The organism is Actinokineospora spheciospongiae, assembly GCF_000564855.1.
Taxonomy (GTDB): Bacteria; Actinomycetota; Actinomycetes; order Mycobacteriales; family Pseudonocardiaceae; genus Actinokineospora; species Actinokineospora spheciospongiae.
Window position 1 is genome coordinate 93953 of the sequence record NZ_AYXG01000074.1, and the last position, 24901, is coordinate 118853.

The 24901-nt window shown below is 73.6% G+C and carries 25 protein-coding genes; 24 read left to right on the forward strand and 1 reads right to left on the reverse strand.

The features are described from left to right. Positions 1 to 28 precede the first annotated feature (28 nt). From UO65_RS09970 to nusB, 3 genes are read left to right on the forward strand one after another with little or no spacing between them, the layout of a single operon-like run. Positions 29 to 1096, forward strand: a complete 1068-nt coding sequence (locus UO65_RS09970) for a M24 family metallopeptidase (RefSeq protein ID WP_035280933.1) — start codon at positions 29 to 31, stop codon at positions 1094 to 1096. A 44-nt stretch (positions 1097 to 1140) separates the two neighbouring features. Beyond that, positions 1141 to 1704 (forward strand): elongation factor P, encoded by a 564-nt coding sequence (efp, locus tag UO65_RS09975; RefSeq protein WP_035280935.1) that lies wholly within the window; start codon positions 1141 to 1143, stop codon positions 1702 to 1704. A gap of 1 nt (position 1705) precedes the next feature. Further along, positions 1706 to 2125: a transcription antitermination factor NusB gene (gene nusB / locus UO65_RS09980; RefSeq protein ID WP_035280937.1), complete on the forward strand. Its 420-nt coding sequence runs from the start codon at positions 1706 to 1708 to the stop codon at positions 2123 to 2125. A 72-nt stretch (positions 2126 to 2197) separates the two neighbouring features. Here nusB and bldD read toward each other — a convergent pair whose 3' ends face one another. Then, a complete protein-coding gene (gene bldD, locus UO65_RS09985; RefSeq protein WP_018686187.1) occupies positions 2198 to 2686 on the reverse strand; it encodes a transcriptional regulator BldD in 489 nt (162 codons plus the stop codon). A 254-nt stretch (positions 2687 to 2940) separates the two neighbouring features. Here bldD and pyrR point away from each other — a divergent pair, with 254 nt between their 5' ends. The 21 genes from pyrR to UO65_RS10090 all read left to right on the forward strand — a co-directional run bounded on the left by pyrR (position 2941) and on the right by UO65_RS10090 (position 24897). After that, entirely contained in the window at positions 2941 to 3534 is a 594-nt protein-coding gene (gene pyrR, locus UO65_RS09990; protein ID WP_035280939.1) for a bifunctional pyr operon transcriptional regulator/uracil phosphoribosyltransferase PyrR, read from the forward strand. Beyond that, a complete protein-coding gene (locus UO65_RS09995; protein WP_035280941.1) occupies positions 3531 to 4481 on the forward strand; it encodes an aspartate carbamoyltransferase catalytic subunit in 951 nt (316 codons plus the stop codon). The genes pyrR and UO65_RS09995 overlap by 4 nt, the downstream gene beginning before the upstream one ends. After that, complete coding sequence (locus UO65_RS10000; protein WP_035280943.1) at positions 4478 to 5773, forward strand: dihydroorotase; 1296 nt, start codon at positions 4478 to 4480, stop codon at positions 5771 to 5773. The genes UO65_RS09995 and UO65_RS10000 overlap by 4 nt, the downstream gene beginning before the upstream one ends. Next, positions 5770 to 6300 carry a PH-like domain-containing protein gene (locus UO65_RS10005; RefSeq protein ID WP_035280946.1) on the forward strand — a complete coding sequence of 177 codons (531 nt, stop codon included), beginning with the start codon at positions 5770 to 5772 and terminating at the stop codon, positions 6298 to 6300. The genes UO65_RS10000 and UO65_RS10005 overlap by 4 nt, the downstream gene beginning before the upstream one ends. After that, on the forward strand, positions 6293 to 7438 hold the full coding sequence (gene carA, locus UO65_RS10010; protein ID WP_233427511.1) for a glutamine-hydrolyzing carbamoyl-phosphate synthase small subunit: 1146 nt from the start codon (positions 6293 to 6295) through the stop codon (positions 7436 to 7438). Before UO65_RS10005 ends, carA begins: the two co-directional genes overlap by 8 nt. Beyond that, positions 7438 to 10749: a carbamoyl-phosphate synthase large subunit gene (gene carB / locus UO65_RS10015; RefSeq protein ID WP_035280948.1), complete on the forward strand. Its 3312-nt coding sequence runs from the start codon at positions 7438 to 7440 to the stop codon at positions 10747 to 10749. Before carA ends, carB begins: the two co-directional genes overlap by 1 nt. After that, positions 10746 to 11582 carry an orotidine-5'-phosphate decarboxylase gene (gene pyrF / locus UO65_RS10020; RefSeq protein ID WP_035280951.1) on the forward strand — a complete coding sequence of 279 codons (837 nt, stop codon included), beginning with the start codon at positions 10746 to 10748 and terminating at the stop codon, positions 11580 to 11582. The genes carB and pyrF overlap by 4 nt, the downstream gene beginning before the upstream one ends. Positions 11583 to 11983: 401 nt before the next feature. Beyond that, entirely contained in the window at positions 11984 to 12301 is a 318-nt protein-coding gene (mihF, locus tag UO65_RS10025) for an integration host factor, actinobacterial type (RefSeq protein ID WP_035280954.1), read from the forward strand. 60 nt (positions 12302 to 12361) lie between these two features. Next, positions 12362 to 12922: a guanylate kinase gene (gmk, locus tag UO65_RS10030; protein ID WP_411431352.1), complete on the forward strand. Its 561-nt coding sequence runs from the start codon at positions 12362 to 12364 to the stop codon at positions 12920 to 12922. Continuing rightward, complete coding sequence (gene rpoZ, locus UO65_RS10035; RefSeq protein ID WP_035281060.1) at positions 12922 to 13206, forward strand: DNA-directed RNA polymerase subunit omega; 285 nt, start codon at positions 12922 to 12924, stop codon at positions 13204 to 13206. Before gmk ends, rpoZ begins: the two co-directional genes overlap by 1 nt. Beyond that, complete coding sequence (gene coaBC, locus UO65_RS10040) at positions 13203 to 14462, forward strand: bifunctional phosphopantothenoylcysteine decarboxylase/phosphopantothenate--cysteine ligase CoaBC (protein WP_035280960.1); 1260 nt, start codon at positions 13203 to 13205, stop codon at positions 14460 to 14462. Before rpoZ ends, coaBC begins: the two co-directional genes overlap by 4 nt. A gap of 71 nt (positions 14463 to 14533) precedes the next feature. Next, complete coding sequence (gene metK / locus UO65_RS10045; protein ID WP_084175435.1) at positions 14534 to 15715, forward strand: methionine adenosyltransferase; 1182 nt, start codon at positions 14534 to 14536, stop codon at positions 15713 to 15715. A 109-nt stretch (positions 15716 to 15824) separates the two neighbouring features. Then, entirely contained in the window at positions 15825 to 16292 is a 468-nt protein-coding gene (locus UO65_RS10050; protein ID WP_052020965.1) for a DUF5313 family protein, read from the forward strand. Between the two features lie 31 nt (positions 16293 to 16323). Continuing rightward, positions 16324 to 18369 (forward strand): primosomal protein N', encoded by a 2046-nt coding sequence (locus tag UO65_RS10055; RefSeq protein ID WP_035280963.1) that lies wholly within the window; start codon positions 16324 to 16326, stop codon positions 18367 to 18369. Between the two features lie 85 nt (positions 18370 to 18454). Beyond that, a complete protein-coding gene (def, locus tag UO65_RS10060; protein WP_035280965.1) occupies positions 18455 to 19000 on the forward strand; it encodes a peptide deformylase in 546 nt (181 codons plus the stop codon). Further along, on the forward strand, positions 19000 to 19929 hold the full coding sequence (gene fmt, locus UO65_RS10065; RefSeq protein ID WP_035280966.1) for a methionyl-tRNA formyltransferase: 930 nt from the start codon (positions 19000 to 19002) through the stop codon (positions 19927 to 19929). The genes def and fmt overlap by 1 nt, the downstream gene beginning before the upstream one ends. After that, positions 19926 to 21395 (forward strand): RsmB/NOP family class I SAM-dependent RNA methyltransferase, encoded by a 1470-nt coding sequence (locus UO65_RS10070; protein WP_052020966.1) that lies wholly within the window; start codon positions 19926 to 19928, stop codon positions 21393 to 21395. Before fmt ends, UO65_RS10070 begins: the two co-directional genes overlap by 4 nt. Continuing rightward, complete coding sequence (locus tag UO65_RS10075) at positions 21396 to 21896, forward strand: flavoprotein (protein ID WP_035280967.1); 501 nt, start codon at positions 21396 to 21398, stop codon at positions 21894 to 21896. It begins immediately after the preceding gene. A gap of 35 nt (positions 21897 to 21931) precedes the next feature. Beyond that, positions 21932 to 22906 carry an asparaginase gene (locus tag UO65_RS10080; RefSeq protein ID WP_035280970.1) on the forward strand — a complete coding sequence of 325 codons (975 nt, stop codon included), beginning with the start codon at positions 21932 to 21934 and terminating at the stop codon, positions 22904 to 22906. Between the two features lie 128 nt (positions 22907 to 23034). Further along, complete coding sequence (locus UO65_RS10085; protein ID WP_035280972.1) at positions 23035 to 24234, forward strand: cytochrome P450; 1200 nt, start codon at positions 23035 to 23037, stop codon at positions 24232 to 24234. 15 nt (positions 24235 to 24249) lie between these two features. Beyond that, the gene (locus tag UO65_RS10090; protein ID WP_052020968.1) at positions 24250 to 24897 is read left to right on the forward strand and encodes a TetR/AcrR family transcriptional regulator; all 648 of its coding nucleotides are present in this window, start codon (positions 24250 to 24252) and stop codon (positions 24895 to 24897) included. Positions 24898 to 24901: the final 4 nt, after the last annotated feature.

Below are 24901 nucleotides of genomic sequence, written 5' to 3' on the forward strand. Positions count from 1 at the left end.
ACCGGCCTGCTCGTCCTAAGCTCTCCCCATGGCTGTGCACGCGCGGCGGCGGGACGCCCTCCGGAAGGAACTCAGTGACCGTGGCCTGGACGGGCTGCTGGTCACCGACCTGCTCAACATCCGGTACCTGACCGGTTTCACCGGCTCCAACGCCGCCCTCCTGGTCACCCATTCGGAGGAGACGACCCTCTTCTGCACCGATGGCCGCTACACCGAGCAGTCCGCGTCCCAGGTGCCCGACCTCGCCAAGGTGATCGACCGCGCCAGCGCCCTCGCCCTGGCCGACAAGGCTTCCGGTGCCGTCGGTTTCGAGAGCCAGCACGTGACCGTCGACGGCCACGACGCCCTCGCAGGCGCCACGCGGGCCACGTTGACCAGGGCGCCGAACCTGGTCGAGGGGTTGCGGCTGGTCAAGGACGAGACCGAGGTGGACGCGCTGCGCCGGGCCTGCGCCGCCGCCGACAACGCCCTCGCCGACCTCGTCGAGGCGGGTGGTCTCGTCGGGCGCTCCGAGAAGGAGGTGGCGCGAGACCTGGAGAACCGGATGCGCGACCACGGCGCGGAGGGGCCGTCCTTCGAGTCGATCGTGGCCACCGGGGTGCACTCCGCGATCCCACACCACCGGCCGACCGACGCCGTCCTCGCCGCCGGGGACTTCCTCAAGCTCGACTTCGGGGCGCTCGTCGACGGCTACCACTCCGACATGACCCGCACCCTGGTGCTCACCCGGGCCGCCGACTGGCAGCGCGACCTGTTCGACCTCGTCGCCCGGTCGCAGGCGGCCGGGGTCGCCGCGCTCGCTCCGGGGGTGCCCACCCGCGACGTCGACCGGGCGTCCCGGGGTGTGATCGAGGACGCCGGGCGCGGGGAGGAGTTCCCGCACGGCCTCGGGCACGGGGTGGGGTTGCAGGTCCATGAGGCGCCGAGCCTGGCCAAGACCTCGGTGGGTACACTTTCCGCCGGAATGGCGGTCACCGTCGAACCGGGTGTGTACGTGTCCGGCAAGGGCGGGGTCCGCATCGAGGACACGCTCGTCGTGCGGGACGCCGGTCCCGAACTCCTCACGCTGACCACCAAGCAGCTCATGGTCGTCTAGACAGCGACCATCAACGCGCGCGGATAACAGGAGATCGGAAGCAAGTGGCCTCGACCAACGACCTGAAGAACGGCCTGGTGCTCAACATCGAGGGCCAGCTCTGGACCGTCACCGAGTTCCAGCACGTCAAGCCCGGCAAGGGGCCCGCGTTCGTCCGGACCAAGCTCAAGCACGTCATGACCGGCAAGGTCGTCGACAAGACCTTCAACGCCGGGGTCAAGGTCGACACGGCCACCGTGGACCGCCGGGAGATGACCTACCTCTACAACGACAGTTCCGAGTTCGTCTTCATGGACGGCGACACCTTCGAACAGATCTCCATCGCCGCCGAGGTCGTCGCCGAGCAGGCGCGGTTCCTGCTGGAGAACGGGACCGCGGTGGTGTCCTCGCACGAGGGCGTGCCGCTGTTCATCGAGCTGCCCACCTCGGTCGAGCTGGTCATCGAACACACCGACCCCGGCTTGCAGGGCGACCGCTCCACCGGCGGCACCAAGCCCGCCAAGCTGGAGACCGGCGCGGAGATCCAGGTGCCGCTGTTCGTCACCACCGGCGAGAAGGTCAAGGTCGACACCCGCGACGGGCGCTACCTCGGCCGCGTCAGCAGCTGACGTGGGTGCTCGCAGCAAGGCCCGCAAGCGCGCCGTCGACCTGCTCTTCGAGGCCGCGGTGCGCAAGGCCGACCCGGTCACGATCATGGCCGACCGGGTCGGCTCCCCGGACGTGCCGCCGGTCAACGACTACACCGTCACCCTGGTCGAGGGCGTGACCGCGCACCAGGCGCGGATCGACGAACTGCTCACCGAGCACGCCGAGGGCTGGTCGCTGGCCCGGATGCCCGCCGTCGACCTCGCGGTGCTGCGGCTGGGCCTCTACGAACTGCTCTGGGCCACCGACGTGCCCGACGCGGTGGCCATCGACGAGGCCGTGCAGTTGGCGAAGTCGCTGTCGACCGACGACTCGCCCCGGTTCGTCAACGGGGTGCTCGGTCGGATCGCGGGCATCGCCGACCGGCTCCGCGCCACCCTGTAGGTCCCCGCCGAACGGCGAAGACGCCCCACGCGCAGCATCCCCGTCTGCGCGTGCGGCGTCCCGCCGTCGACCCTAGTCCTCTTTCGAGGGACGTGCCTCGGGAGGAAGCACCCCCCAGTCGATGAGCTGCTCGGTCAGCTCGCCGGGGGTCATGTCGTAGATGATCGCCAGCGACCGCAGGTCCTCGGTGCGGATGGACAGCACCTTGCCGTTGTAGTCGCCGCGCTGGCTCTGGATGGTCGCCGCGTAGCGGGCCAGCGGGCCCACCTTCTCCGCGGGGAGCTGTTGCAGCCGCTCCAGGTTGATCACGATCTTGGTGGCGGGTTCGGCACCGGAGGGCACCCGGCCCTCTGGCAGCAGTTCCACCACGGGCACGCCGTAGAAGTCGGCCAGCTCGGCCAGCTTCTGCACGGTCACCGCCCGGTCGCCGCGCTCGTAGGAGCCGACCACGACTGCCTTCCAGCGGCCGCCCGACTTCTGCTCGACGCCGTGCAACGACAGCCCCTGCTGCTGGCGGATGGCACGGAGCTTGGCTCCCAGCGCCTTGGCGTAGTCGCCCATACGGCGGTTCTCCATTTCCTTCGCCCCGTCGGCGCTATCGACCGACGCGGGGATCTTCACCTCAACACGCAGAGTAATGGTTACCCAGAGTTGCCAGCAGGTCAAGCCAATCCGGCGACCGGGCGTCGTCCAGCCCACACGGACCACCCCTTCGAACCCCTGCCGAAGCCTGATACGGTCGCCACGACCCCTGGTCAGGGGATCGACCGACATCCTTTAAGGACCCGTCCGGTGAGGCGGGGAAGGAGTCCACCGTGCCGCCGCGAGACCGTGGCGCGCCGGAACCGGCCGGGCAGCGCGAGCTGCTGACGGCGGGCGACGTCGCGCGCACCATCGCCCGAATGGCCCATCAGGTCATCGAGAAGACGTCGCTCGGTGCTTCCGGCGCACCGCCGGTCGTGCTGCTGGGCATCCCCACCAGGGGCGCCCCGCTGGCCGCCAGGCTCGCCGCCCGGATCGCCGAGTTCTCCGGTGTGACCGTGCCCACCGGCACCCTCGACATCACCCTCTACCGCGACGACCTGCGCAGGCGCCCGACCCGCCCGCTGGGCGAGACCGCGCTGCCGCAGGGCGGGATCGACAAGGCCCTGGTCGTGCTGGTCGACGACGTGCTGTTCTCCGGGCGGACCATCCGCGCGGCGCTCGACGCGCTGCGCGACGCCGGTGGTCGCCCGCGGGCGGTGCAGCTCGCCGTGCTGGTCGACCGGGGGCACCGCGAGCTGCCGATCCGCGCGGACTACGTGGGCAAGAACGTGCCCACCGCGCGCGCCGAGGAGGTGCACGTCCTGCTGACCGAGACCGACGACCGCGACGGCGTGCTGCTGTACCGGGAGGGGGAGTCCGGGTGAAGCACCTGCTGGGCACCGACGGCCTCGACCGCGACACCGCGCTGGCCGTGCTCGACACCTCCGACGGCCTCAAGCGGACCCTGCTGGGTCGCGAGGTGCGCAAGCTGCCGACGCTGCGCGGCCGCACGGTGATCACCATGTTCTACGAGAACTCCACCCGCACCCGGGTCTCCTTCGAGATCGCCGGGAAGTGGATGAGCGCCGATGTGGTGAACGTCTCCGCGGGCGGGTCCTCGGTCGGCAAGGGCGAGTCGCTGCGCGACACCGCGCTGACCCTGGCCGCCGCGGGCGCCGACTGCGTGATCGTGCGGCACCCGGCCTCCGGTGCCGCGCACCGGCTGGCGGGCTGGCTGGCCGAGGCCGGGACCAGCGTGGTGAACGCGGGCGACGGCACCCACGAGCACCCCACCCAGGCCCTGCTCGACGCCGCGACCCTGCGGGACCGGCTCGGCGACGTCGAGGGCAGGCGGATCGGCGTGGTCGGCGACGTGCTGCACAGCCGGGTCGCCCGCTCCAACGTGCACCTGCTCACGACGCTGGGCGCCGAGGTCGTGCTGGTCGCGCCGCCGACCCTGCTGCCGACCGGCGTCGCCGACTGGTCGGTGGGCGACGCCGGGTCGCTGGTGGTCAGCCACGAGCTGGACCCGGAGCTGCCGACGCTGGACGCGGTGATGGTGCTGCGGGTGCAGGCCGAGCGGATGCACGGCGGCTTCTTCCCGTCGGCGCGCGAGTACGCGATCGCCTACGGGCTCAGCGAGAACCGGTTGCGGCTGCTGCCGGAGCACGCGCCGGTGCTGCACCCGGGGCCGATGCTGCGCGGCATGGAGATCTCGGCCGCGGTGGCGGACTCCCCGCGCGCGGCCATCACCCAGCAGGTGACCAACGGCGTGCACGTCCGGATGGCCGTGCTCTACCACCTGCTCGCCGGAGAAGAGGACGGGTCATGACCACGCTGCTCATCCGCGGCGCCACGCCGTACGGCGAGGGCGGCCCGGTCGACGTCCTGGTGCGCGACGGCGTGATCCGGGAGATCGCCGACCGGGTCGACGCCGACGCCGGGACCGAGGTGCTGGACGCGGGCGGGCTGGTCGCCCTGCCCGGGTTCGTCGACCTGCACACGCACCTGCGCGAACCCGGCCGCGAGGACACCGAGACCATCGAGACCGGCTCCCGGGCCGCCGCGCTGGGCGGGTACACCGCCGTGTTCGCCATGGCCAACACCGACCCGGTGGCCGACAACGCCGTGGTGGTCGAGCACGTGTGGCGCCGCGGCCGGGAGGTCGGGCTGGTCGACGTGCACCCGGTCGGCGCGGTCACCGTCGGGCTCAAGGGGGAGCGGCTGGCCGAGCTGGGCACGATGGCCCGGTCCGCGGCGGGCGTGCGGATCTTCTCCGACGACGGCCTGTGCGTGGCCGACCCGCTGATCATGCGCCGGGCGCTGGAGTACACGAAGGCCCTCGACGCGGTCATCGCCCAGCACGCCGAGGAGCCGAGGCTGACCGTCGGCGCGCAGGCGCACGAGGGCGAGCAGGCCGCGCGGCTGGGCCTGGCGGGCTGGCCCGCGGTGGCCGAGGAGTCGATCGTGGCCCGCGACTGCCTGCTGGCCCGGCACGTCGGCGCCCGGCTGCACGTCTGCCACGTCTCCACCGAGGGCACCGCCGAGGTGCTGCGCTGGGCCAAGGGGCGGGGCACCCGGGTCTCCGCCGAGGTCACCCCGCACCACCTGCTGCTCGACGACTCGCGGCTGAGCACCTACGACCCGGTGAACAAGGTCAACCCGCCGCTGCGCACCGCGACCGACGCCGCCGCGCTGCGCGCCGCCCTCGCCGACGGCACGGTGGACTGCGTGGCCACCGACCACGCCCCGCACGCGAGCCAGGACAAGGACTGCGAGTGGTCCGCCGCCCGGCCCGGGATGCTCGGGTTGCAGACCGCGCTGCCGATCGTGGTGCAGACCATGGTCAACCCCGGGCTGCTGGACTGGCGCGGGGTCGCGCGGGTGATGAGCGAGCGCCCCGCCGAGATCGCCGGGCTGCCCGACCAGGGCAGGCCGATCGCCGTGGGCGAGCCCGCGACGCTGACCCTGGTCGACCCGGCGGGCCGCTGGACCGTGCGCGGCGCGGACCTGGCCAGCGTCGCCGCCAACACCCCCTACGAGGGCATGGAGCTGCCCGGCGCGGTGGTCGCCACCGTGCTGCGCGGTGCCCTCACCGCCCGGGACGGGAAGGCCGCGAAGTGAACCGCCTCGGCCTGACCCTGCTGTTCCTGGCCGTGTTCGCGCTGCTGGTCGCCCTGATGTGGTGGGGCTACCGCAACCGGCGCAAGCGCCAGGCCGACCTGCCCGCCTTCCCGGCTGTCCCCGAGGGGCTGCTGGAACAGGTTCGCGGGGGCAAGACCGAACCACTGCTGCCGCCGAGCACCGGCGTCTACGCCAGCACGGTGACCGACCGGAGCTGGCAGGACCGGGTGGCCGTCGGCGACGTCGGCTTCCGCGCCGACGCCACCGCCCACCTGCTGCCCGGCGGCCTGCTGTTCGACCGCACCGGCGCCACCCCGGTCTGGATACCGGCGGAGTCGGTGCGCGCCGCGCGCACCGAGGCCGGGATCGCCGGGAAGGTGATGGGCGGCGGCGGCCTGCTGGTGGTCCGCTGGGCGGTCGGCGGGCACGAGTTCGACACCGGCTTCCGAGCCGACGACAAGGACGACTACGACACGTGGGTGCCGGCCATCGGCGCGCTGAACCCGGAGGTGGCAAACGGTGAGTGAAGCCCGGCTGACCAAGATTTCCGACCACGCCCCCGCCGCGCTGGTGCTGGAGGACGGGCGCGTCTTCCCCGGCGAGGCCTACGGCGCCACCGGGGAGAGCTTCGGCGAGGTGGTGTTCTGCACCGCCATGACCGGCTACCAGGAGACCCTGACCGACCCCTCCTACCACCGGCAGATCGTGGTGCAGACCGCCCCGCAGATCGGCAACACCGGCTGGAACGACGAGGACGACGAGTCCTCCCGCATCTGGGTGTCCGGCTACGTCGTGCGCGACCCCGCCCGCACCCCGTCGAACTGGCGGTCCACCCGGACCCTGGACGACGCGCTGGTCGACGGCGGGGTGGTCGGCGTCAGCGGCGTCGACACCCGGTCGCTGACCCGGCACCTGCGCGAGCGCGGCGCCATGCGCGCCGGGGTGTTCTCCGGCGAGGCGCTGCGCGACCGCGACGCGATGGTCGCCAGGGTGCGCGAGGCCCAGGGGATGGTCGGCGCCGCGCTGGCCGACGAGGTGAGCACCGCCACCGGCTACGTGGTCCCGGCCGAGGGCGAGCGCCGCTTCCGGGTGGCCGCGCTGGACCTGGGCATCAAGTCCAACACCCCCAGGATGCTGGCCGCGCGCGGGATCGAGACGCACGTGCTGCCGTCGACGACGAGCCTGGACGACCTGCTCGCGGTCGAGGCCGACGGGGTGTTCCTGTCCAACGGCCCCGGCGACCCGGCCACCGCCGAGCACCCGGTGGCGCTGACCAGGGCGGTCCTCGAGCGGCGCATCCCGCTGTTCGGCATCTGCTTCGGCAACCAGATCCTCGGCCGCGCCCTGGGCCTGGACACCTACAAGCTGCGCTACGGCCACCGCGGGGTCAACATCCCGGTGATCGACGTGGCGACCGGCTCGGTGGCGATCACCTCGCAGAACCACGGGTTCGCCATCCGGGGCGAGGTCGGCAAGCCGTTCGACACCCCGTTCGGCGCCGCCGAGGTCAGCCACTACTGCCCCAACGACGGCTGCGTGGAGGGCGTGCGCGCGCTCGACGTGCCCGCCTTCTCCGTGCAGTACCACCCCGAGGCCGCCGCGGGCCCGCACGACGCGGCGGACCTGTTCGACCGGTTCGCAGACCTGATGGAGGGCAACCGCTGATGGCCAAGCGCGAGGACATCAAGCACGTGCTGGTGATCGGCTCCGGCCCGATCGTCATCGGCCAGGCGTGCGAGTTCGACTACTCCGGCACCCAGGCGTGCCGGGTGCTGCGCGAGGAGGGCCTGCGGGTCAGCCTGGTGAACTCCAACCCGGCGACGATCATGACCGACCCGGAGTTCGCCGACGCCACCTACATCGAGCCCATCACCGTGGAGTTCGTGGAGAAGGTGATCGCGGCCGAGCGCCCCGACGCCATCCTGGCGACCCTGGGCGGGCAGACCGCGCTCAACACCGCCGTCGCGCTGCACGAGCGCGGGGTGTTGCAGAAGTACGGCGTGGAGCTGATCGGCGCCGACATCGACGCGATCCAGCGCGGCGAGGACCGGCAGAAGTTCAAGGACATCGTCGCCGACGTCGGCGCCGAGACCCCGCGCAGCCGGGTCTGCCACTCGATGGAGGAGGTCCGCGAGACCGTCGCCGAGCTGGGCCTGCCGGTGGTCATCCGGCCGTCGTTCACCATGGGCGGCCTCGGGTCCGGCATGGCGCACACCCCGGAGGACCTGGAGCGGCTGGCCTCGACCGGGCTCACCGAGTCCCCGGTGACCGAGGTGCTGATCGAGGAGAGCGTGCTCGGCTGGAAGGAGTACGAGCTGGAGCTGATGCGCGACAAGCACGACAACGTCGTGGTCATCTGCTCCATCGAGAACATCGACCCGATGGGCGTGCACACCGGCGACTCGGTGACCGTGGCCCCGGCGATGACCCTGACCGACCGCGAGTACCAGCACATGCGCGACGTCGGCATCGACGTGCTGCGCGCGGTGGGCGTGGACACCGGCGGCTGCAACATCCAGTTCGCGATCAACCCGGCCGACGGCCGGATGGTCGTCATCGAGATGAACCCGCGGGTGTCGCGGTCCTCGGCGCTGGCGTCGAAGGCCACCGGCTTCCCGATCGCCAAGATCGCCGCCAAGCTGGCCATCGGCTACACCCTCGACGAGATCACCAACGACATCACCCGCGAGACCCCCGCCTCGTTCGAGCCCACGCTCGACTACGTGGTGGTCAAGGTGCCGCGGTTCGCCTTCGAGAAGTTCCCCGGTGCCGACACCACGCTGACCACGACCATGAAGTCGGTCGGCGAGGCCATGTCCATCGGCCGCAACTTCCCCGAGGCGCTGGGCAAGGCGCTGCGCTCGATGGAGACCAAGGCCGCCGGGTTCTGGACCACCCCCGACCCGGCCGAGGCCACCGCCGAGTCCACACTGGACGCCCTGCGCACCGCGCACGACGGCCGCCTCTACACCGCGGAGCGCGCGCTGCGCCTGGGCGCGAGCGTCGAGCAGGTGCACGAGGCCTCCGGCATCGACCCGTGGTTCCTCGACCAGGTCGTCGCGCTGATCGAGCTGCGCGACGAGATCGCGGGCGCCCCCGTGCTCGACGGGACCCTGCTGCGCCGGGCCAAGCGCTCGGGCTTCTCCGACCGCCAGGTCGCCGCGCTGCGCCCGGAGCTGGCAGGCGAGGACGGCGTGCGCGCGCTGCGCCACCGGCTGGGCGTGCGCCCGGTCTACAAGACCGTCGACACCTGCGCGGCCGAGTTCGCCGCCACCACCCCGTACCACTACTCCGCCTACGAGCTGGACCCCGAGGCGGAGTCGGAGGTCGCCCCGCAGCCCGACCGGCCCAAGGTGCTGATCCTGGGCTCCGGGCCCAACCGCATCGGGCAGGGCATCGAGTTCGACTACTCGTGCGTGCACGCGGCCATGGCGCTGCGCGAGGCCGGGTACGAGACGGTGATGGTCAACTGCAACCCGGAGACCGTCTCCACCGACTACGACACCTCCGACCGGCTCTACTTCGAGCCGCTCACCTTCGAGGACGTGCTGGAGGTCGTGCACTCCGAGCGGCAGTCCGGCACCGTCGCGGGCGTGGTCGTGCAGCTCGGCGGGCAGACCCCGCTGGGGCTGGCGCAGCGGCTGGCCGACGCGGGCGTGCCGATCGTGGGCACCCCGCCGGAGGCCATCCACCTGGCCGAGGACCGGGGCGCGTTCGGCCAGGTGCTGACCGACGCGGGCCTGCCCGCCCCCAAGTACGGCACCGCCACCTCCTTCCCCGGCGCCAAGCGGATCGCCGACGAGATCGGCTACCCGGTGCTGGTCCGGCCGTCCTACGTGCTCGGCGGGCGCGGCATGGAGATCGTCTACGACGAGCAGTCGCTGGCCGGGTACATCGAGCGCGCCACCGAGGTCTCCCCGGAGCACCCGGTGCTGGTCGACCGGTTCCTCGACGACGCGATCGAGATCGACGTGGACGCGCTCTGCGACGGCACCGAGGTCTACCTCGGCGGGGTCATGGAGCACATCGAGGAGGCCGGTATCCACTCCGGCGACTCGGCCTGCGCGCTGCCGCCGATCACCCTGGGCCGCGCCGACCTGGAGGCGGTCCGCCGCTCCACCGAGGCCATCGCGCACGGCGTCGGCGTCCGCGGCCTGCTCAACGTGCAGTACGCGCTCAAGGACGACGTGCTCTACGTGCTGGAGGCGAACCCGCGGGCCAGCCGCACGGTGCCGTTCGTGTCCAAGGCGACGGCCGCGCCGCTGGCCAAGGCCGCCGCCCGGATCATGCTCGGCGCCACCATCGCCGACCTGCGCGCCGAGGGCCTGCTCAACGCCGAGGGCGACGGCGCGGAGCTGCCGGAGGGGGCGCCGGTGGCGGTCAAGGAGGCCGTGCTGCCGTTCCACCGGTTCCGCACCAAGGAGGGCCACGGCATCGACTCGCTGCTGAGCCCGGAGATGAAGTCCACCGGCGAGGTCATGGGCATCGACGCCTCCTTCGGCAAGGCGTTCGCCAAGTCCCAGACCGCCTCCTACGGTTCGCTGCCCACCTCGGGCAGGGCGTTCGTGTCGGTGGCCAACCGGGACAAGCGGGCGATCGTGTTCCCGGTGAAGCGGTTGGCGGACCTGGGCTTCGAGATCCTGGCGACCTCGGGCACCGCGCAGGTGCTGCGCCGCAACGGAATCCCGTGCACGGAGGTGCGCAAGCACTTCGAGGGCGCGGACAACATCGTCGACCTGATCCGCGCGGGCGAGGTGGCCATGGTCATCAACACCCCGTACGGCAACCACGGGCCGAGGGTGGACGGCTACGAGATCCGCACGGCGGCGGTGTCGCGCGACATCCCGTGCGTCACCACCATCCAGGGCGCGGCGGCGGCGGTGCACGGCATCGAGGCGCTGATCCGCGACGACATCGGCGTGCGGCCGTTGCAGGAGTTGCAGGCCGCCCTGCGCGCGGAGATGGCGCAGCGGTGAGCGGGCAGCACTTCGGCGCCCGGCTGACCGGGGCCACGGCCGCGCGGGGTCCGCTGTGCGCGGGCATCGACCCGCACCCCGGGCTGCTCGACGCCTGGGGCCTGCCGCGCGACGCCGCCGGGCTGGAGCGGTTCGCCCTGACCTGCGTGGAGGCGCTGGCCGGGGTGGTGGCGGTGCTCAAGCCGCAGTCGGCGTTCTTCGAGGCGTACGGCTCCAGGGGCGTGGCGGTGCTGGAGCGGGTGATCGCCGAGTCGCGGGCGGCGGGCGCGCTGGTGCTGCTCGACGTCAAGCGCGGCGACATCGGCTCCACCATGGCCGCCTACGCCCAGGCCTACCTCGCCGACGGCTCGCCGCTGGCGGCCGACGCGGTCACGCTGTCGCCGTTCCTGGGCTTCGGCTCGCTCGACCCGGCGCTGGACCTGGCCGCGCGGACCGGTCGGGGCGTGTTCGTGTTGGCGCGGACCTCCAACAGCGAGGGCGCGTCGGTGCAGCGCGCGGTGGACGGCGGCGGGCGCACGGTCGCGCAGGCCGTCGTCGACGCCGCCGCCGCCCGCAACGCCGGGGCCGCCCCGCTCGGCTCGGTCGGCCTGGTCGTGGGCGCGACCGTGGGCAACAGCGGTCTGGACCTCTCCGCGCTCAACGGCCCGGTCCTGGCCCCCGGCCTGGGGGCCCAGGGTGCGGGCCCGGCCGACCTGCGGGCCGTCTTCGGCGCCGCGCTGCCGCACGTGCTGCCCGCCAGCTCGCGCGACATCCTCCGGCACGGGCCCGACGTCCCGGCCCTGCGCGACGCCGCCCTGCGCGTCCGCGACTCCCTGGTGGCCGCCGCGGGCTGATCCCAGGCGCGATTTCGCGACGTTCGCGGGAAGTTCCACGTGCCGTGTCCGAGTTGCCCCGGAAGGTCCCTTCTCGGACCTCCCGGGGCTTCCGCACGCCCACGCAGCGTTGTCGCAGGTCGGAGGGGTTGGGCTGACCGGGTGTGCCCGGGGGCCTGCGGAAAGTGGCGCCCGCGACACTTTCGCCCCCCGCAGTCGCCCGAGCGCGCTCCGTCACCGCCGCAACCGGCTCCGGCGCGCTATGATCGTCGCAGGTCACAGCCTCGACGTCACTGTTCGTTGATCAACTTCTGGGCTCCGGTCACGGTCCGCACAGGGCGACCCGCGTTGTCCTCGCAGGCCAGGGGTCGGTAACGTCGCGGCACCGATCCGGAAGAAATCCCACCCCCACGGAGGAAATCGTGGCCCTTCCCCAGCTGACCGAGGAGCAGCGGGCCGCAGCGCTGGAGAAGGCGGCTGCCGCCCGTCGTGCGCGAGCCGAACTCAAGGAGCGTCTGAAGCGAGGTGGCACCACCCTCAAGGAGGTGCTGACTCAGTCCGACAACGACGAGGTCCTGGGCAAGATGAAGGTCACCGCACTGCTGGAGGCCCTGCCGGGCGTCGGCAAGGTGCGGGCCCAGCAGATCATCGAGCGCCTCGAGATCGCGCCGAGCCGTCGTCTTCGCGGCCTCGGTGACCGCCAGCGCAAGGCCTTGCTGGCCGAGTTCAGCGGCGAGTGAGTGAGCCGCTCAACAGGCTCTGAGCCGAGGCCGGGCAACACCCGGCCTCGGCTCACTGTTGTGTCCGGGCCCTCGGGCGTGGGCAAGTCGAGCGTGGTCGCCGTGCTGCGCGCGCTGCACCCCGGGGTCTACTTCAGCGTCTCGGTGACGACGCGGGAGCCCCGGCCCGGCGAGGTGGACGGCAAGCACTACCACTTCATCGACAAGGCCGAGTTCGACCGGCTCGCCGCGGCCGGTGAGCTGCTGGAGCACGCCGAGTACGCGGGCAACCACTACGGCACCCCGCGCGCCGCGGTCGAGGCCGCTTTGGCGGCGGGGCGGCCCGCGGTGCTGGAGATCGAGCTGCAGGGCGCCCGCCAGGTGCGGGTGGCCATGCCGGAGGCCCAGCTCGTCATGCTGGTGCCCCCGTCCTGGGAGACCCTGGTCACCCGGCTGGTCGGACGCGGAACCGAGGACGAGGCGCTGATCGCCAAGCGGCTGGCCGTCGCCAAGGACGAGCTGGCCGCCGAATCCGAGTTCGACGCGGTCGTGGTGAACAGCGACGTGGAGGTCGCGGCCCGCGAGTTGCTAACCTGGGTACTCACAGACTCAACCCAACTAGGTGCGGAGCGTTGCGAGTGATCACCCCTACAGAGCTGGGCCCCCTGGGCGAGCCGTCGACCGTTCTCGAGGGCATCACCAACCCCCCGATCGACGACCTGCTCGAGAAGGTCAGCTCGAAGTACGCGCTGGTGATCTACGCCGCCAAGCGCGCCCGCCAGATCAACGACTACTACGCCCAGCTCGGCGAGGGCCTGCTGGAGTACGTCGGCCCGCTGGTGGAGCCGGGTCCTCGGGAGAAGCCGCTGTCCATCGCCCTGCGCGAGATCCACGCGGGCCTGCTCGAGCACACCGAGGGCGAGTGACCCACCGGCCCCGTGTCGTCCTTGGCGTCGGCGGCGGTATCGCCGCGTACAAGGCGTGCGAGGTCCTGCGCGGGCTGACCGAGAGTGGGCACGACGTGCGCGTCGTGCCCACCGAGGCGGCCCTGCGCTTCGTCGGCGCGGCGACGTTCGAGGCGCTGTCCGGCAACAGGGTGCACACCGGCGTGTTCGCCGACGTGCCCGAGGTGCCGCACGTGCGGTTGGGCCAGGAGGCCGACCTGGTGCTGGTCGTGCCGACCACGGCCGACCTGCTGGCCAAGGCGGCGCACGGCCTCGCCGACGACCTGCTCACCAACACCCTGCTCACCGCGCGCTGCCCGGTGCTGCTGGTGCCCGCGATGCACACCGAGATGTGGGAGCACGCGGCCACCCGGGCCAACGTGGCCACGCTGCGCTCGCGCGGCACGGTCGTCGTCGAGCCCGCCAGCGGTCGGCTCACCGGCAAGGACACCGGCAAGGGCAGGCTGCCCGCCCCGGCCGAGATCGTCGACCTGGCCCGGCTGCTGCTGGCCCGCCCGGACGCGCTGCCGCGCGACCTCGAGGGCCTGCACGTGGTCGTCTCCGCGGGCGGCACGCGCGAACCGCTGGACCCGGTGCGCTGGCTGGGCAACCGGTCCTCGGGCAAGCAGGGCTACGCGCTGGCCCGCACCGCCGCCCAGCGCGGCGCCCGGGTCACCCTGGTCTCCGCGCACACCCAGGCGCTGCCGGAACCCGCGGGCGTCGAGGTCGTGCACGTGGGCACCGCCGCGCAGTTGCGCGAGGCGGTGCACCTGGCCGCCGAGAGCGCCGACGTGGTGGTGATGGCCGCCGCGGTGGCCGATTTCCGCCCGGTCGACCGGGCCGACTTCAAAATCAAGAAATCCGACCGCGACCCCGACCCGATCGCCCTGACCCGCAACCCCGACGTGCTCGCCGAACTGGTCGAGACCCGGCGCGGGGTGGCGGGTTCACGACAGGTGATCGTCGGTTTCGCCGCGGAGACCGGCAGCGGCGGCCCGGACGGCGCCGACGTGCTGGACCTCGCCCGCGCCAAGTTGGCCCGCAAGGGGTGCGACCTGTTGGTGGTCAACGCGGTCGGCGAGGGCAAGGCGTTCGAGACCGAGGACAACGCGGGCTGGCTCTTGGGTGCCGACGGCACGGAAAGTCCGATAGAACTGGGGTCGAAGGCGAAGCTGGCGACCGAAGTGTGGGACGCGGTCGGTCATTTGCGCCTGCGTTGCGGGGATGCGCCAGGCTGAGCCACAACAAACCTGACGGAACAATCGGAACTGAGTGGGGATATCGCGTGAGTGAGAACAACGGCCTGCGGCTGTTCACCTCGGAATCGGTCACTGAAGGCCACCCGGACAAGATCTGCGACGCGATCAGCGACTCCATCCTCGACGCCCTGCTGACCGAGGACCCCCGCTCCCGGGTCGCCGTGGAGACCCTCGTGACCACCGGCCAGGTGCACGTCGCGGGTGAGGTCACCACCTCGGCGTACGTCGACATCCCCGCCATCGTCCGGGGCAAGATCCTGGAGATCGGCTACGACTCCTCGGCCAAGGGCTTCGACGGCAACTCCTGCGGCGTCAACATCGCCATCGGCGCGCAGTCCCCGGACATCGCCCAGGGCGTCGACACCGCGCACGAGACCCGCGTCGAGAACGCCTCGGACGAGATCGACAAGCAGGGCGCGGGCGACCAGGGCCTGATGTTCGGCTACGCCTGCACCGACACCCCGGAGCTGATGCCGCTGCCGATCGCGCTGGCGCACCGGCTGTCGCGGCGGCTGACCAAGGTCCGCAAGGACGGCGTGCTGCCGTACCTGCGCCCGGACGGCAAGACCCAGGTCACCATCGAGTACGACGGCGACCGGGCGATCCGCCTGGACACCGTCGTGGTGTCCTCCCAGCACGCCGAGGGCGTGGACCTGGAGAAGCTGCTCGGCGTCGACGTGCGCGAGCAGGTCGTGCTGCCCGAGATCGCCGACCTGGAGCTGGACACCTCGAACGTGCGGCTGCTGGTCAACCCGACCGGCCGCTTCGTCATCGGCGGTCCGATGGGTGACGCGGGCCTGACCGGCCGCAAGATCATCGTCGACACCTACGGCGGCATGGCCCGCCACGGCGGCGGCGCGTTCTCCGGCAAGGACCCGTCGAAGGTCGACCGCTCGGCCGCCTACGCGATGCGCTGGGTCGCCAAGAACACCGTCGCCGCCGGTCTCGCCGACCGCGTCGAGGTGCAGATCGCGTACGCGATCGGCAAGGCCGCCCCGGTGGGCCTGTTCGTGGAGACCTTCGGCACCGAGAAGGTGGACCCGGCGAAGATCCGCTCGGCCATCGGCGAGGTGTTCGACCTGCGCCCGGCCGCGATCATCCGCGACCTGGACCTGCTGCGCCCGATCTACGCCCCGACCGCCGCGTACGGCCACTTCGGCCGCACCGACCTCGACCTCCCCTGGGAGAACACCGATCGCGCCGAGCAGCTCAAGAAGCTCGCCGCGGGCTGATCCAGCGCGTTCGCCACGGGCCGCCACCGGGTACTCCGGTGGCGGCCCGTGGCACGTCCGGTGCGGGTGCCGTCCGGTGCCATCCGCGGGCGAGGAGGAGGATTGCGCCATGGGTGAGCCGAGCACCGCGGCCGGACCGGTCCGGTTCCGCCGCCCCGACCCGCTTCGCTGGCTGTGGTACGCCGTGGGCGGCACGCTGCCCGCGCGCAACCGGCCGTGGGTGCTGTGGGACCTGACCTGCCGCACCTGGGTGCTGCGCCACTTCGCCAGGGTCCTGGTGCTGTTCCTGCCGTTCTGGCTGCTGCTGCTGGTCCCCGGCCCGTCCTCGCTGCGCTTCTCCATGGTCGCGCTGGCCTACGTCACCGGGCTGTACTTCTCGCTGTCGTTCCTGGAGGACGCGTGCGAGCGGCGGCTGGTCAAGCACGGTTTCCCGCCCGGCCTCAACCGCCGCATCCGCGAGGAATCCGCCCGCCGCGACCGCGCGGAGATCGCCGAGCTGTACGTCGCCTACTACCTCGACGCAGACCCGGCGGCCGACCCGGAACGCAGGCCCCGGCACGACCCCCGAGCCGACTGACCGTCGGTCGGGTCTGGTAGACCAACCGGTCATGGCCACCTCCGACGCGAGCGCGAACGCGTTGTTCGAGGTGCCCGCGGAACCCCCCGCGCCTGCGGCGAAACCGGTCAAGGGCGTCCAGTCGCCCGCCGCCGAGCTGCCCGTGGCGCGGGTCTGCGTGGACGTGCCGCTGGCCCACCTCGACCGCCCCTACGAGTACCTGGTGCCCGCCAAGTCCGCCGCCGACGCGGTGCCCGGTGCCCGGGTGCGGGTCCGCTTCGCGGGCAAACCGGTCGACGGGTACCTGCTGGAGCGGGTGGCCGAGGCCGAGCACCAGGGCAAGCTCCAGTTCCTGGAGCGGGTGGTGTCGCCGGAACCGGTGCTCGCCCCCGAGGTGGCGCGGCTGTGCCGGGCCGTGGCCGACCGCTACAGCGGCACCCTGACCGACGTGCTGCGCTTCGCCGTCCCGCCCCGGCACGCCAGGGTCGAGGCCGAGGAGCCGCCAGAGCCGTCGCCGGTCCCGGCCCGCCCGGCGGCCACCGCCTGGGGCGAGTACCGCCGCGGCCCGGCGTTCCTCGACGCGGTGCACGCGGGCAAGCAGGCGCACGCGGTCTGGCAGGCGCTGCCGGGGGAGGACTGGCCCGCCCGGCTCGCCGAGGTCGCCGCCACCGCCGCCGCGGCGGGCCGGGGCGCGGTCGTCGTCGTGCCCGACCACCGGGACGTGGCCCGGGTGCACGCGGCGTGCGTGGCGCTGGTGGGGGAGGCCGCGGCGGTCGCGCTGTCGGCCGACCTGGGGCCCGCCAAGCGGTACCGCGCCTGGCTGGCCGTGCGCCGCGGCAGCGCCAGGATCGTGGTCGGCACCCGGGCCGCGGCGTACGCGCCGGTGGCCGACCCCGGGGTGCTGGTGGTGTGGGACGACGGCGACGACCAGCACGCCGACCAGCGCGCCCCCTACCCGCACGGGCGCGACGTGCTGATCACCCGGGCCCGGCTGTGCGGGGCCGGGGTGCTGGTGGCCGGGTTCGCCCGCACCGCCGAGGCGCAGTTGCTCCTCGACTCCGGCTGGGCCGCCGAGGTCGCCGCCACCCGCGCCAGGGTCCGCGCCGCCGCGCCCAGGGTCACCGCGCTGGGCGAGCACGACAGCCAGCTCGCCCGCGACCCCGCCGCCCGCACCGCGCGCATCCCCACGGTCGCCTTCGACGCGGTCCGCGCCTCGCTGCAGGCCGGGTACCCGGTCCTGGTCCAGGTCCCGCGCCGGGGCTACGTGCCCGCGCTGACCTGCCAGGACTGCCGCGCCCCGGCCCGCTGCCGCCGCTGCGCGGGCCCCCTGCACGTCCCCGACACCGGCCCCCCGGCCTGCCGCTGGTGCGCGGCCACGGAAGCCAACTACCGCTGCACCGCGTGCGCCTCCCGGCGGCTGCGCGCGGTCGTGGTCGGCGCGAAGCGCACGGCGGAGGAGCTGGGCCGCGCGTTCTCCGGCTTCCCGGTCCGCACCTCCGGCGCCCGCGACGTCCTGTCCACTGTGGATGACCGCCCGGCGCTGGTGGTGGCCACCCCCGGCGCGGAACCCCTGTCCCCCAAGGGCTACGGCGCCGCCCTGCTGCTCGACGGCTGGGCGATGCTCAACCGCGCCGACCTGCGGGCGGCCGAGGAGGCGCTGCGGCGGTGGATGACCGCCGCCGCCCTGGTCCGCCCGGCCACCGACGGCGGTCGGGTGGTGGTGCTGGCCGACTCGTCCATCGCCCCGGTGCAGGCCTTGGTCCGCTGGGACCCGGCCTGGCACGCGGGCGTGGAACTGGCCGCCCGCACCGAACTCGGCTTCCCCCCCGCCGTCCGCATGGCCTCGGTCGACGGAGCCCCCGACGCCGTCGCCCGCCTCCTGGGCGAACTGGCCCTCCCCCCCACCGGCGAAGTCCTCGGCCCGGTCCCCCTCGGCGACCCGGACTCACCCACCCCCCGCGAACGGGCCCTGGTCCGGGTCTCCCGCGCCGAGGGCAAAGCCCTGGCCGACGCGCTGACCACGGCGCAGAGCCTGCGCGCCACCCGCAAGGACCCCGACCCGCTGCGCGTCCAGCTCGACCCGCTCGACCTCATCTAGCGCCCGCGCGGGCGCGGCTCCGGAGCCGCCCCGGGGGCGGCATAGACTGGACCGACCGCCCGCGAGCAGTGAGTGAGGGAGTCCCGTGACCGTCCAGCAGATCCGGTACTTCGGTGACCCGGTGCTGCGCACCCCGGCCGCCGAGGTGGTCGACTTCGACCGCGAGCTGCACAACCTCGTCCGCGACCTGTGGGACACCATGGAGCGGCAGGGCGGCGCCGGACTGGCCGCGCCGCAGTTGGGTGTGGGGCTGCGGGTGTTCACCTACCACTGCGGCGAGGCCGAGGGCCACATGGTGAACCCGGTCTGGACGGCGCTGGACGACGAGGAGCAGGACGGCCAAGAGGGCTGCCTGTCCATCCCCGGCCTGTACTGGGACTGCGTCCGGAAGAAGAACGTGGTCGCCCGCGGCTGGAACATGCACGGCGAGCCGGTGGAGGTGCGGGGCAGCGACCTGCTGGCGCGCTGCATCCAGCACGAGACCGACCACCTCGACGGCGTGCTGTTCCTCGACCGCCTCGACGAGACCACCCGCAAGCAGGCGATGAAGGAGATCCGCCGGGCCGACTGGTTCGACGGCGCGGTCCCCACCCTCAAGCAGAGCCCGCACCCGCTGTTCGGGGCGCGCTGATGCGGCTGGTGTTCGCGGGCACCCCCGAGGTGGCGCTGCCGTCGCTGCGCGCCCTCATCGGGTCCGACCGGCACGAGGTCGCCGCCGTGGTGACCCGCCCGGACGCGCCGTCGGGCCGCGGCCGCACCCTGCACCGCTCCCCGGTCGGCGCGCTGGCCGACGAGCACGGCATCGAGGTGCTGACCCCGGCGAAGGCGTCCGACCCGGTGTTCCAGGCGCGGCTGCGCGAGATCGCGCCCGACGCCTGCCCGGTGGTGGCCTACGGCGCGCTGCTGCCGCAGTCGGCGCTGGACATCCCGGTGCACGGTTGGATCAACCTGCACTTCTCGGTGCTGCCCGCCTGGCGCGGCGCGGCCCCGGTGCAGGCGACCGTGCGCTCCGGCGACGAGTTCGCCGGGGCCAGCACCTTCCGCATCGTCAAGGCGCTCGACGCGGGTCCGGTGTTCGGCGTGCTGACCGACCCGGTCCGCCCCGACGACACCGCGGGCGTGCTGCTCGACCGGCTCGCCGAGTCCGGCGCCGGGCTGCTGCTGGCCACCCTGGACGGCATCGAGGACGGCTCGCTGACCGCGGTGGAGCAGCCCGCGGACGGCGTCAGCCATGCTCCCAAGATCACCGTCGAGGACGCGAAGGTCGACTTCGCGCTGCCCGGCATGGCCGTCGACCGGCTGGTCCGCTCGGTCACCCCGGAACCGGGGGCCTGGGCGGAGTTCCGCGGCGAGCGGATCAAACTCGGTCCGGTCACCCGCGACGCGGTGGAGGCCGAACTCAAGCCCGGCGAACTCCTCGTCGAGCGCAAGCGCGTCCTCGTCGGCACGGCCACCTGGCCGGTGCGGCTCGGCGAGGTCCAGGCACAGGGCAAGAAGCGGATGCGGGCCACCGACTGGGCCCGCGGCACCCGTATCGAGGCAGGAGAACGGCTGACGTGACGCAGCCCGGCAAACGTCCATACCGCCCCAAGTCCGGGGCCCCGGCGAAGGGCGGCCCCGCGCGGCCCGCGCGCCCCCGCGGCGCGCACCCCCCGCGCAAACCGGACGGCCCCGCGCGCCCGCCCGCCGAGGACGCGGCCCGCCGCGCCGCGCTGGACGTGCTGCGCGCGGTCCGCGCCGACGACGCCTACGCGAACCTGGTGCTGCCCAAGCTGCTGCGCGACCGCCGCATCTCCGGCCGCGACGCCGGGCTGGCCACCGAGCTGGCCTACGGCGCCTGCCGGGCCCGCGGCCTGCTCGACGAGATCATCGGCGAGTGCAGCGCCCGCCCGCTGTCCGAAGTGGAGCCGGAACTGCTCGACGCGCTGCGGCTGGGCGCCTACCAGTTGCTGCGCACCCGCATCCCGGCGCACGCCGCCGTGACCTCCACTGTGGACCTGGTGCGCGCCGACCTGGGTTCGCGGGTCACCGGCTTCGCCAACGCCGTGCTGCGCAAGATCTCCGAGCGCGACGAGAACGCCTGGCTGGCCGCGCTGGCCCCCGACCCGGTCACCGACCCGGTGGGCAACCTCGCCGCGCGCACCGCGCACCCGCGCTGGATCGCCCGCGCGTTCGCCGACGCCCTGGGCAGCACCGGCGACGAACTCGGCGACGCGCTGCGCGCCGACGACACCCGCCCGCTGGTGCACCTGGTGGCCCGGCCGGGCGAGGTCAGCGCTGAGGAACTGGCCGCGATGACCGGCGGCGACCCCGGCCCGTACTCCCCGTACGCGGTGCACCTCGACCCGGGCTCGGGCGACCCCGGCGCCCTGGAACCGGTGCGGGAAAAGCTCGCCGCGGTGCAGGACGAGGGCAGCCAGCTCTGCGCCCTGGCCCTGACCAGGGCCCCGCTGGAGGGCCCCGACCTGGCCTGGCTGGACCTGTGCGCGGGTCCCGGCGGCAAGGCGGCGCTGCTCGGCGCGCTGGCGGCCATCAACGGCGGCACCCTCGACGCGGTCGAGCAGGCACCGCACCGGGCGCGGCTGGTCGAGCAGAGCACCGGCGGCCTCCCGGTCACCGTCCACGTCGCCGACGGCCGCGACCCCGGCCTGGCGGCGGGCGGTTTCGACCGGGTGCTGGTCGACGCGCCGTGCACCGGGCTGGGCGCGCTGCGCAGGCGCCCGGAGGCCCGCTGGCGCAGGCAGCCCTCCGACGTCGGCGACCTGACCAAGCTCCAGCGCGAACTGCTCACCAGCGCCCTCGACCTGGTCCGGCCGGGCGGGGTGGTGGCCTACGTCGTGTGCTCACCGCACTTGTCGGAGACCGAGGGCGTGGTGTCTGCGGTGGCCCGCAAGACCGGGGCCACCGTCCTCGACGCGCGCGGCGCCTTCCCGGACGTCCCCGGGCTGGGGGAGGGGCCGTACGCGCAGCTCTGGCCGCACCGCCACGGCACCGACGCCATGTTCTGCGCCCTGCTGCGCCGCTAGATGCCGACCCTGGGCCTGGTCGCCTCCGCCTGCGGCGGCGCCGAGAAGCGGCTGCTGCCGGAGGTGGCCGAACCCGCGGTGCGCCGCGGGTGGCGGCTGGCGGTCACGTTCACCCCCACCCTCGGGCGGTGGATGGACGCGACCGGGGCGGGCGCGCGGCTGGCCGCGCTGACCGACCTGCCGGTCCGGCACGAGCCGAGGCTGCCGACCGAACCCAAGCCGTACCCGATGCCGGACGCGTTCCTGTTCGTGCCCGCCTCGGCCAACTCGGTGGTCAAGCTGGCGCTGGGGATCGCCGACAACCAGGCGCTCACCGCGCTCAACGAGGCCATCGGCACCCCGGGCGTGCCGGTGGTCGTCGCCCCGCAGGCCGCCGCGGCGCCCCGGGCGCACCCGCTGTGGGAGACCCACCTGGCGGTGCTGCGCTCGGCCGGGGTGCGGCTGGTCGACCCGGTCGAGGGCCCGTGGACCACCCTGCTGGACCTGCTCGACGCCGGGTGATCGGTGGGACCCGCCCAACCCCTACCGTGGGGGCCATGAGCCGCATCGTCGTCCTCGGCATGGGCGGGACCATCGCCATGTCCCCCAGCGCGTCCGGCGGCGTGGTGCCCGCCCTGGACGCCTCGGCGCTGATCGCCGCCGTGCCGGAACTGGCCGCGCACGACATCACCGCCCGCACGCTGCGGTCGCTGCCGAGCCCGTCGGTCGGGTTCGACGACCTGGCCGCGCTGGCCGAGGCGGTGCGCGCCGAGGTCGACGGCGGCGCCGACGGCGTGGTCGTCACGCACGGCACCGACACCCTGGAGGAGTCGGCGTTCCTCCTCGACGCCACCCTGGACCCGGGGGTGCCGGTCGTGGTCACCGGCGCCATGCGCCACCCCACCGCCCCCGGCGCGGACGGCCCGGCGAACCTGCTGGCCGCCGTCACCGTCGCCGCGAGCCCCGAGGCGCGCGGCCTCGGGGTGCTGGTCGTGCTGTCCGACGAGGTGCACGGCGCCCGCTTCGTCCGCAAGACGCACACCAGCAGCACCGCCGCGTTCGCCTCACCGGGCGTCGGCCCCTACGGCATCCTCGTCGAGGGCGAGCCCCGGCTGCGCCGCGTCGACCCGGTGTCCCCGCGGCTGCCGGTGCCCGCGACCGCCACCCCGCCGCGGGTCGGCCTGGTCACGGTCTCCCTCGGCGACGACGGCGAACTGCTCCGGCACGCCGCCCCCGCCCTGGACGGGGTGGTGCTGGCCGGGCTCGGGGCGGGCCACGTGCCCGAGGTGATGGTGCCCGCGGTGGCCGAGACCGCCGCCAGGGTCCCGGTCGTGCTCACCTCCCGCACCGGCGGCGGCTCGGTGCTGCGGACCACCTACGGCTACCCCGGTTCCGAACGCGACCTGCTGGCCCGCGGCCTGGTCCACGGCGGTTTCCTCGACCCGGCCAAGGCCCGCGTCCTGCTGCACCTGCTGCTGGCCGACGGCGCCGACCGCGCCCGGGTGGAGGCCGCCTTCGCCGCCTACCGGTAACCGGGCAGCCGGGGGAGCGGGGGCACCCGTTCGGCCGCGTCACTCGTTCGTCGGATGACCCCGCATGTGATAGCTCGCTATCGTTTGCGCCGGGGGCAACTCCCCAACCGCTCATTCGGGAGGTCGGAGTGACACAGGCACCAGAGCTGCCGCTGCACATGCGGCGGACGGGCTTCCAGCTCGGCGACGAGCTGACCGGGCTGCGCGAGGGCGAGGGCATCCGCAAGGTCGACACCTTCCTGGGCCTGTCGGCCTGGCTGGTCACCCGCCAGGCCGACGTGCGCCGGGTCATGGGCGACCCGGCGACGTTCTCCAACGACCTCAACGCCCGGGGCCTGTCCCCGCTGGGGTTGGACCTCGGCGAGGAGGAGCTGAAGGTCATGCGGGCGGGCAACCTGCTCGGCTTCGACCCGCCGGACCACACCCGGCTGCGCAAGATCCTCGCGGGCGAGTTCACCGTGCGGCGGATGCGCAGGCTCGAACCCCGCGTCGCCGACATCGTCCGCGACCACCTCGACGCCATGGAGCGCAAGGGCGCCCCGGCCGACCTGGTGGCCGACTTCGCGCTGCCGATCCCGTCGCTGGTGATCTGCGAACTGCTCGGCGTGCCGTACTCCGAGCGCGAGGACTTCCAGGCGCGCACCGGCAAGCTGCTCGACGTCAGCCTCCCGGCGCAGGAGCGGATCGTCGAGTCGCGGCGGATGCGCGAGTTCATGAAGGGGCTCATCGCCAGGGCCCGCACCGAACCCGGCGACGACCTGATCGGGATGCTCCTGCGCGAACACGGCGACGACCTGGGGACCGAGGAACTCGCGGGCCTGTGCAACCTGCTGCTCATCGCGGGCCACGAGACCACCGCGAACATGCTCGGCCTGGGCACCCTGGCGCTGCTGCGGCACCCGGAGCAGTTGGCCCTGCTGCGCGCCGAGCCGGAGCGCTTCGACAACGCCATCGAGGAACTGCTGCGCTACCTGAGCATCGTGCACGCCAGCACGATGAAGTACGTCACCGAGGACACCGAGATCGCGGGCCAGGCCGTCTCGGCGGGTGACCTGGTGATGTGCTCGCTGCCCGCCGCCAACCGCGACAACGCCGTGGTCTCGGACCCGGAGTCGCTCGACGTGACCCGCGCGGACACCACGCACGTGGCCTTCGGCTACGGCATCCACCACTGCCTGGGCGCCCCGCTCGCGCGGATGGAGATGCGCACGGCGTTCCCCGCCCTGATCGAGCGGTTCCCGAACCTGCGCCTGGCCCCGGGGGTGGACCCGGCGTTCCGCTCCTTCAGCGTCGTCTACGGCGTTCTCGCCCTCCCGGTCGAGTGGTGAGCTAGCTTTCCCGGGGTGTCCGCCCAGCCGCGCCGCGCCGACGCGCGCCGCAACCTCGACCGCGTCGTCCGCGCGGGCATCGCCGCGTTCGAGGACCTGGGCGACACCCCGTCGCTGGAGGAGGTGGCCCGCCGCGCCGGGGTGGGCATCGCCACCGTGTACCGCCTGGTCGGCGGCCGGGAAGGCCTGGTCAGGGCGGCGTTCGAGGCGTTCTTCGCCGAGGAGATCGAACCGCTCGCCCTGACCGCCCGCACCGCCGCCGACCCCTGGCGCGCCCTCACCCACGCCCTCGCCGCCACGGTCGAGCGGATGGCCGCCCACCGCGTGCTGCTCGCCGCCGCCCACCGCTCCGGCGCCGTCTCCGTCGACACCGCCGAGCGCTACCTCGGCCCGCTGGCCCACGCCCTCGCCGCCGCCCAGCACGCCGGGCAGGCCCGCCCGGACCTGCTGGTCCGCGACCTGGCCGCCATCGTGGTCATGGCCCTGGCCACCACCCACCCCGGTGACCCGGACGGCCTCGACCGCCGCCGCTACCTGGCCCTCCTCCTCGAGGGTGCCCGCCCCGGCACGCGGCCACCGCAGCCCCTGCCCCCACCCGCCCCGCGCCCTGCCCCGGCGCGGGCCGCGGCGCAAGCCGATCAACATCACTCGAAAGAGGTTTGAGTGA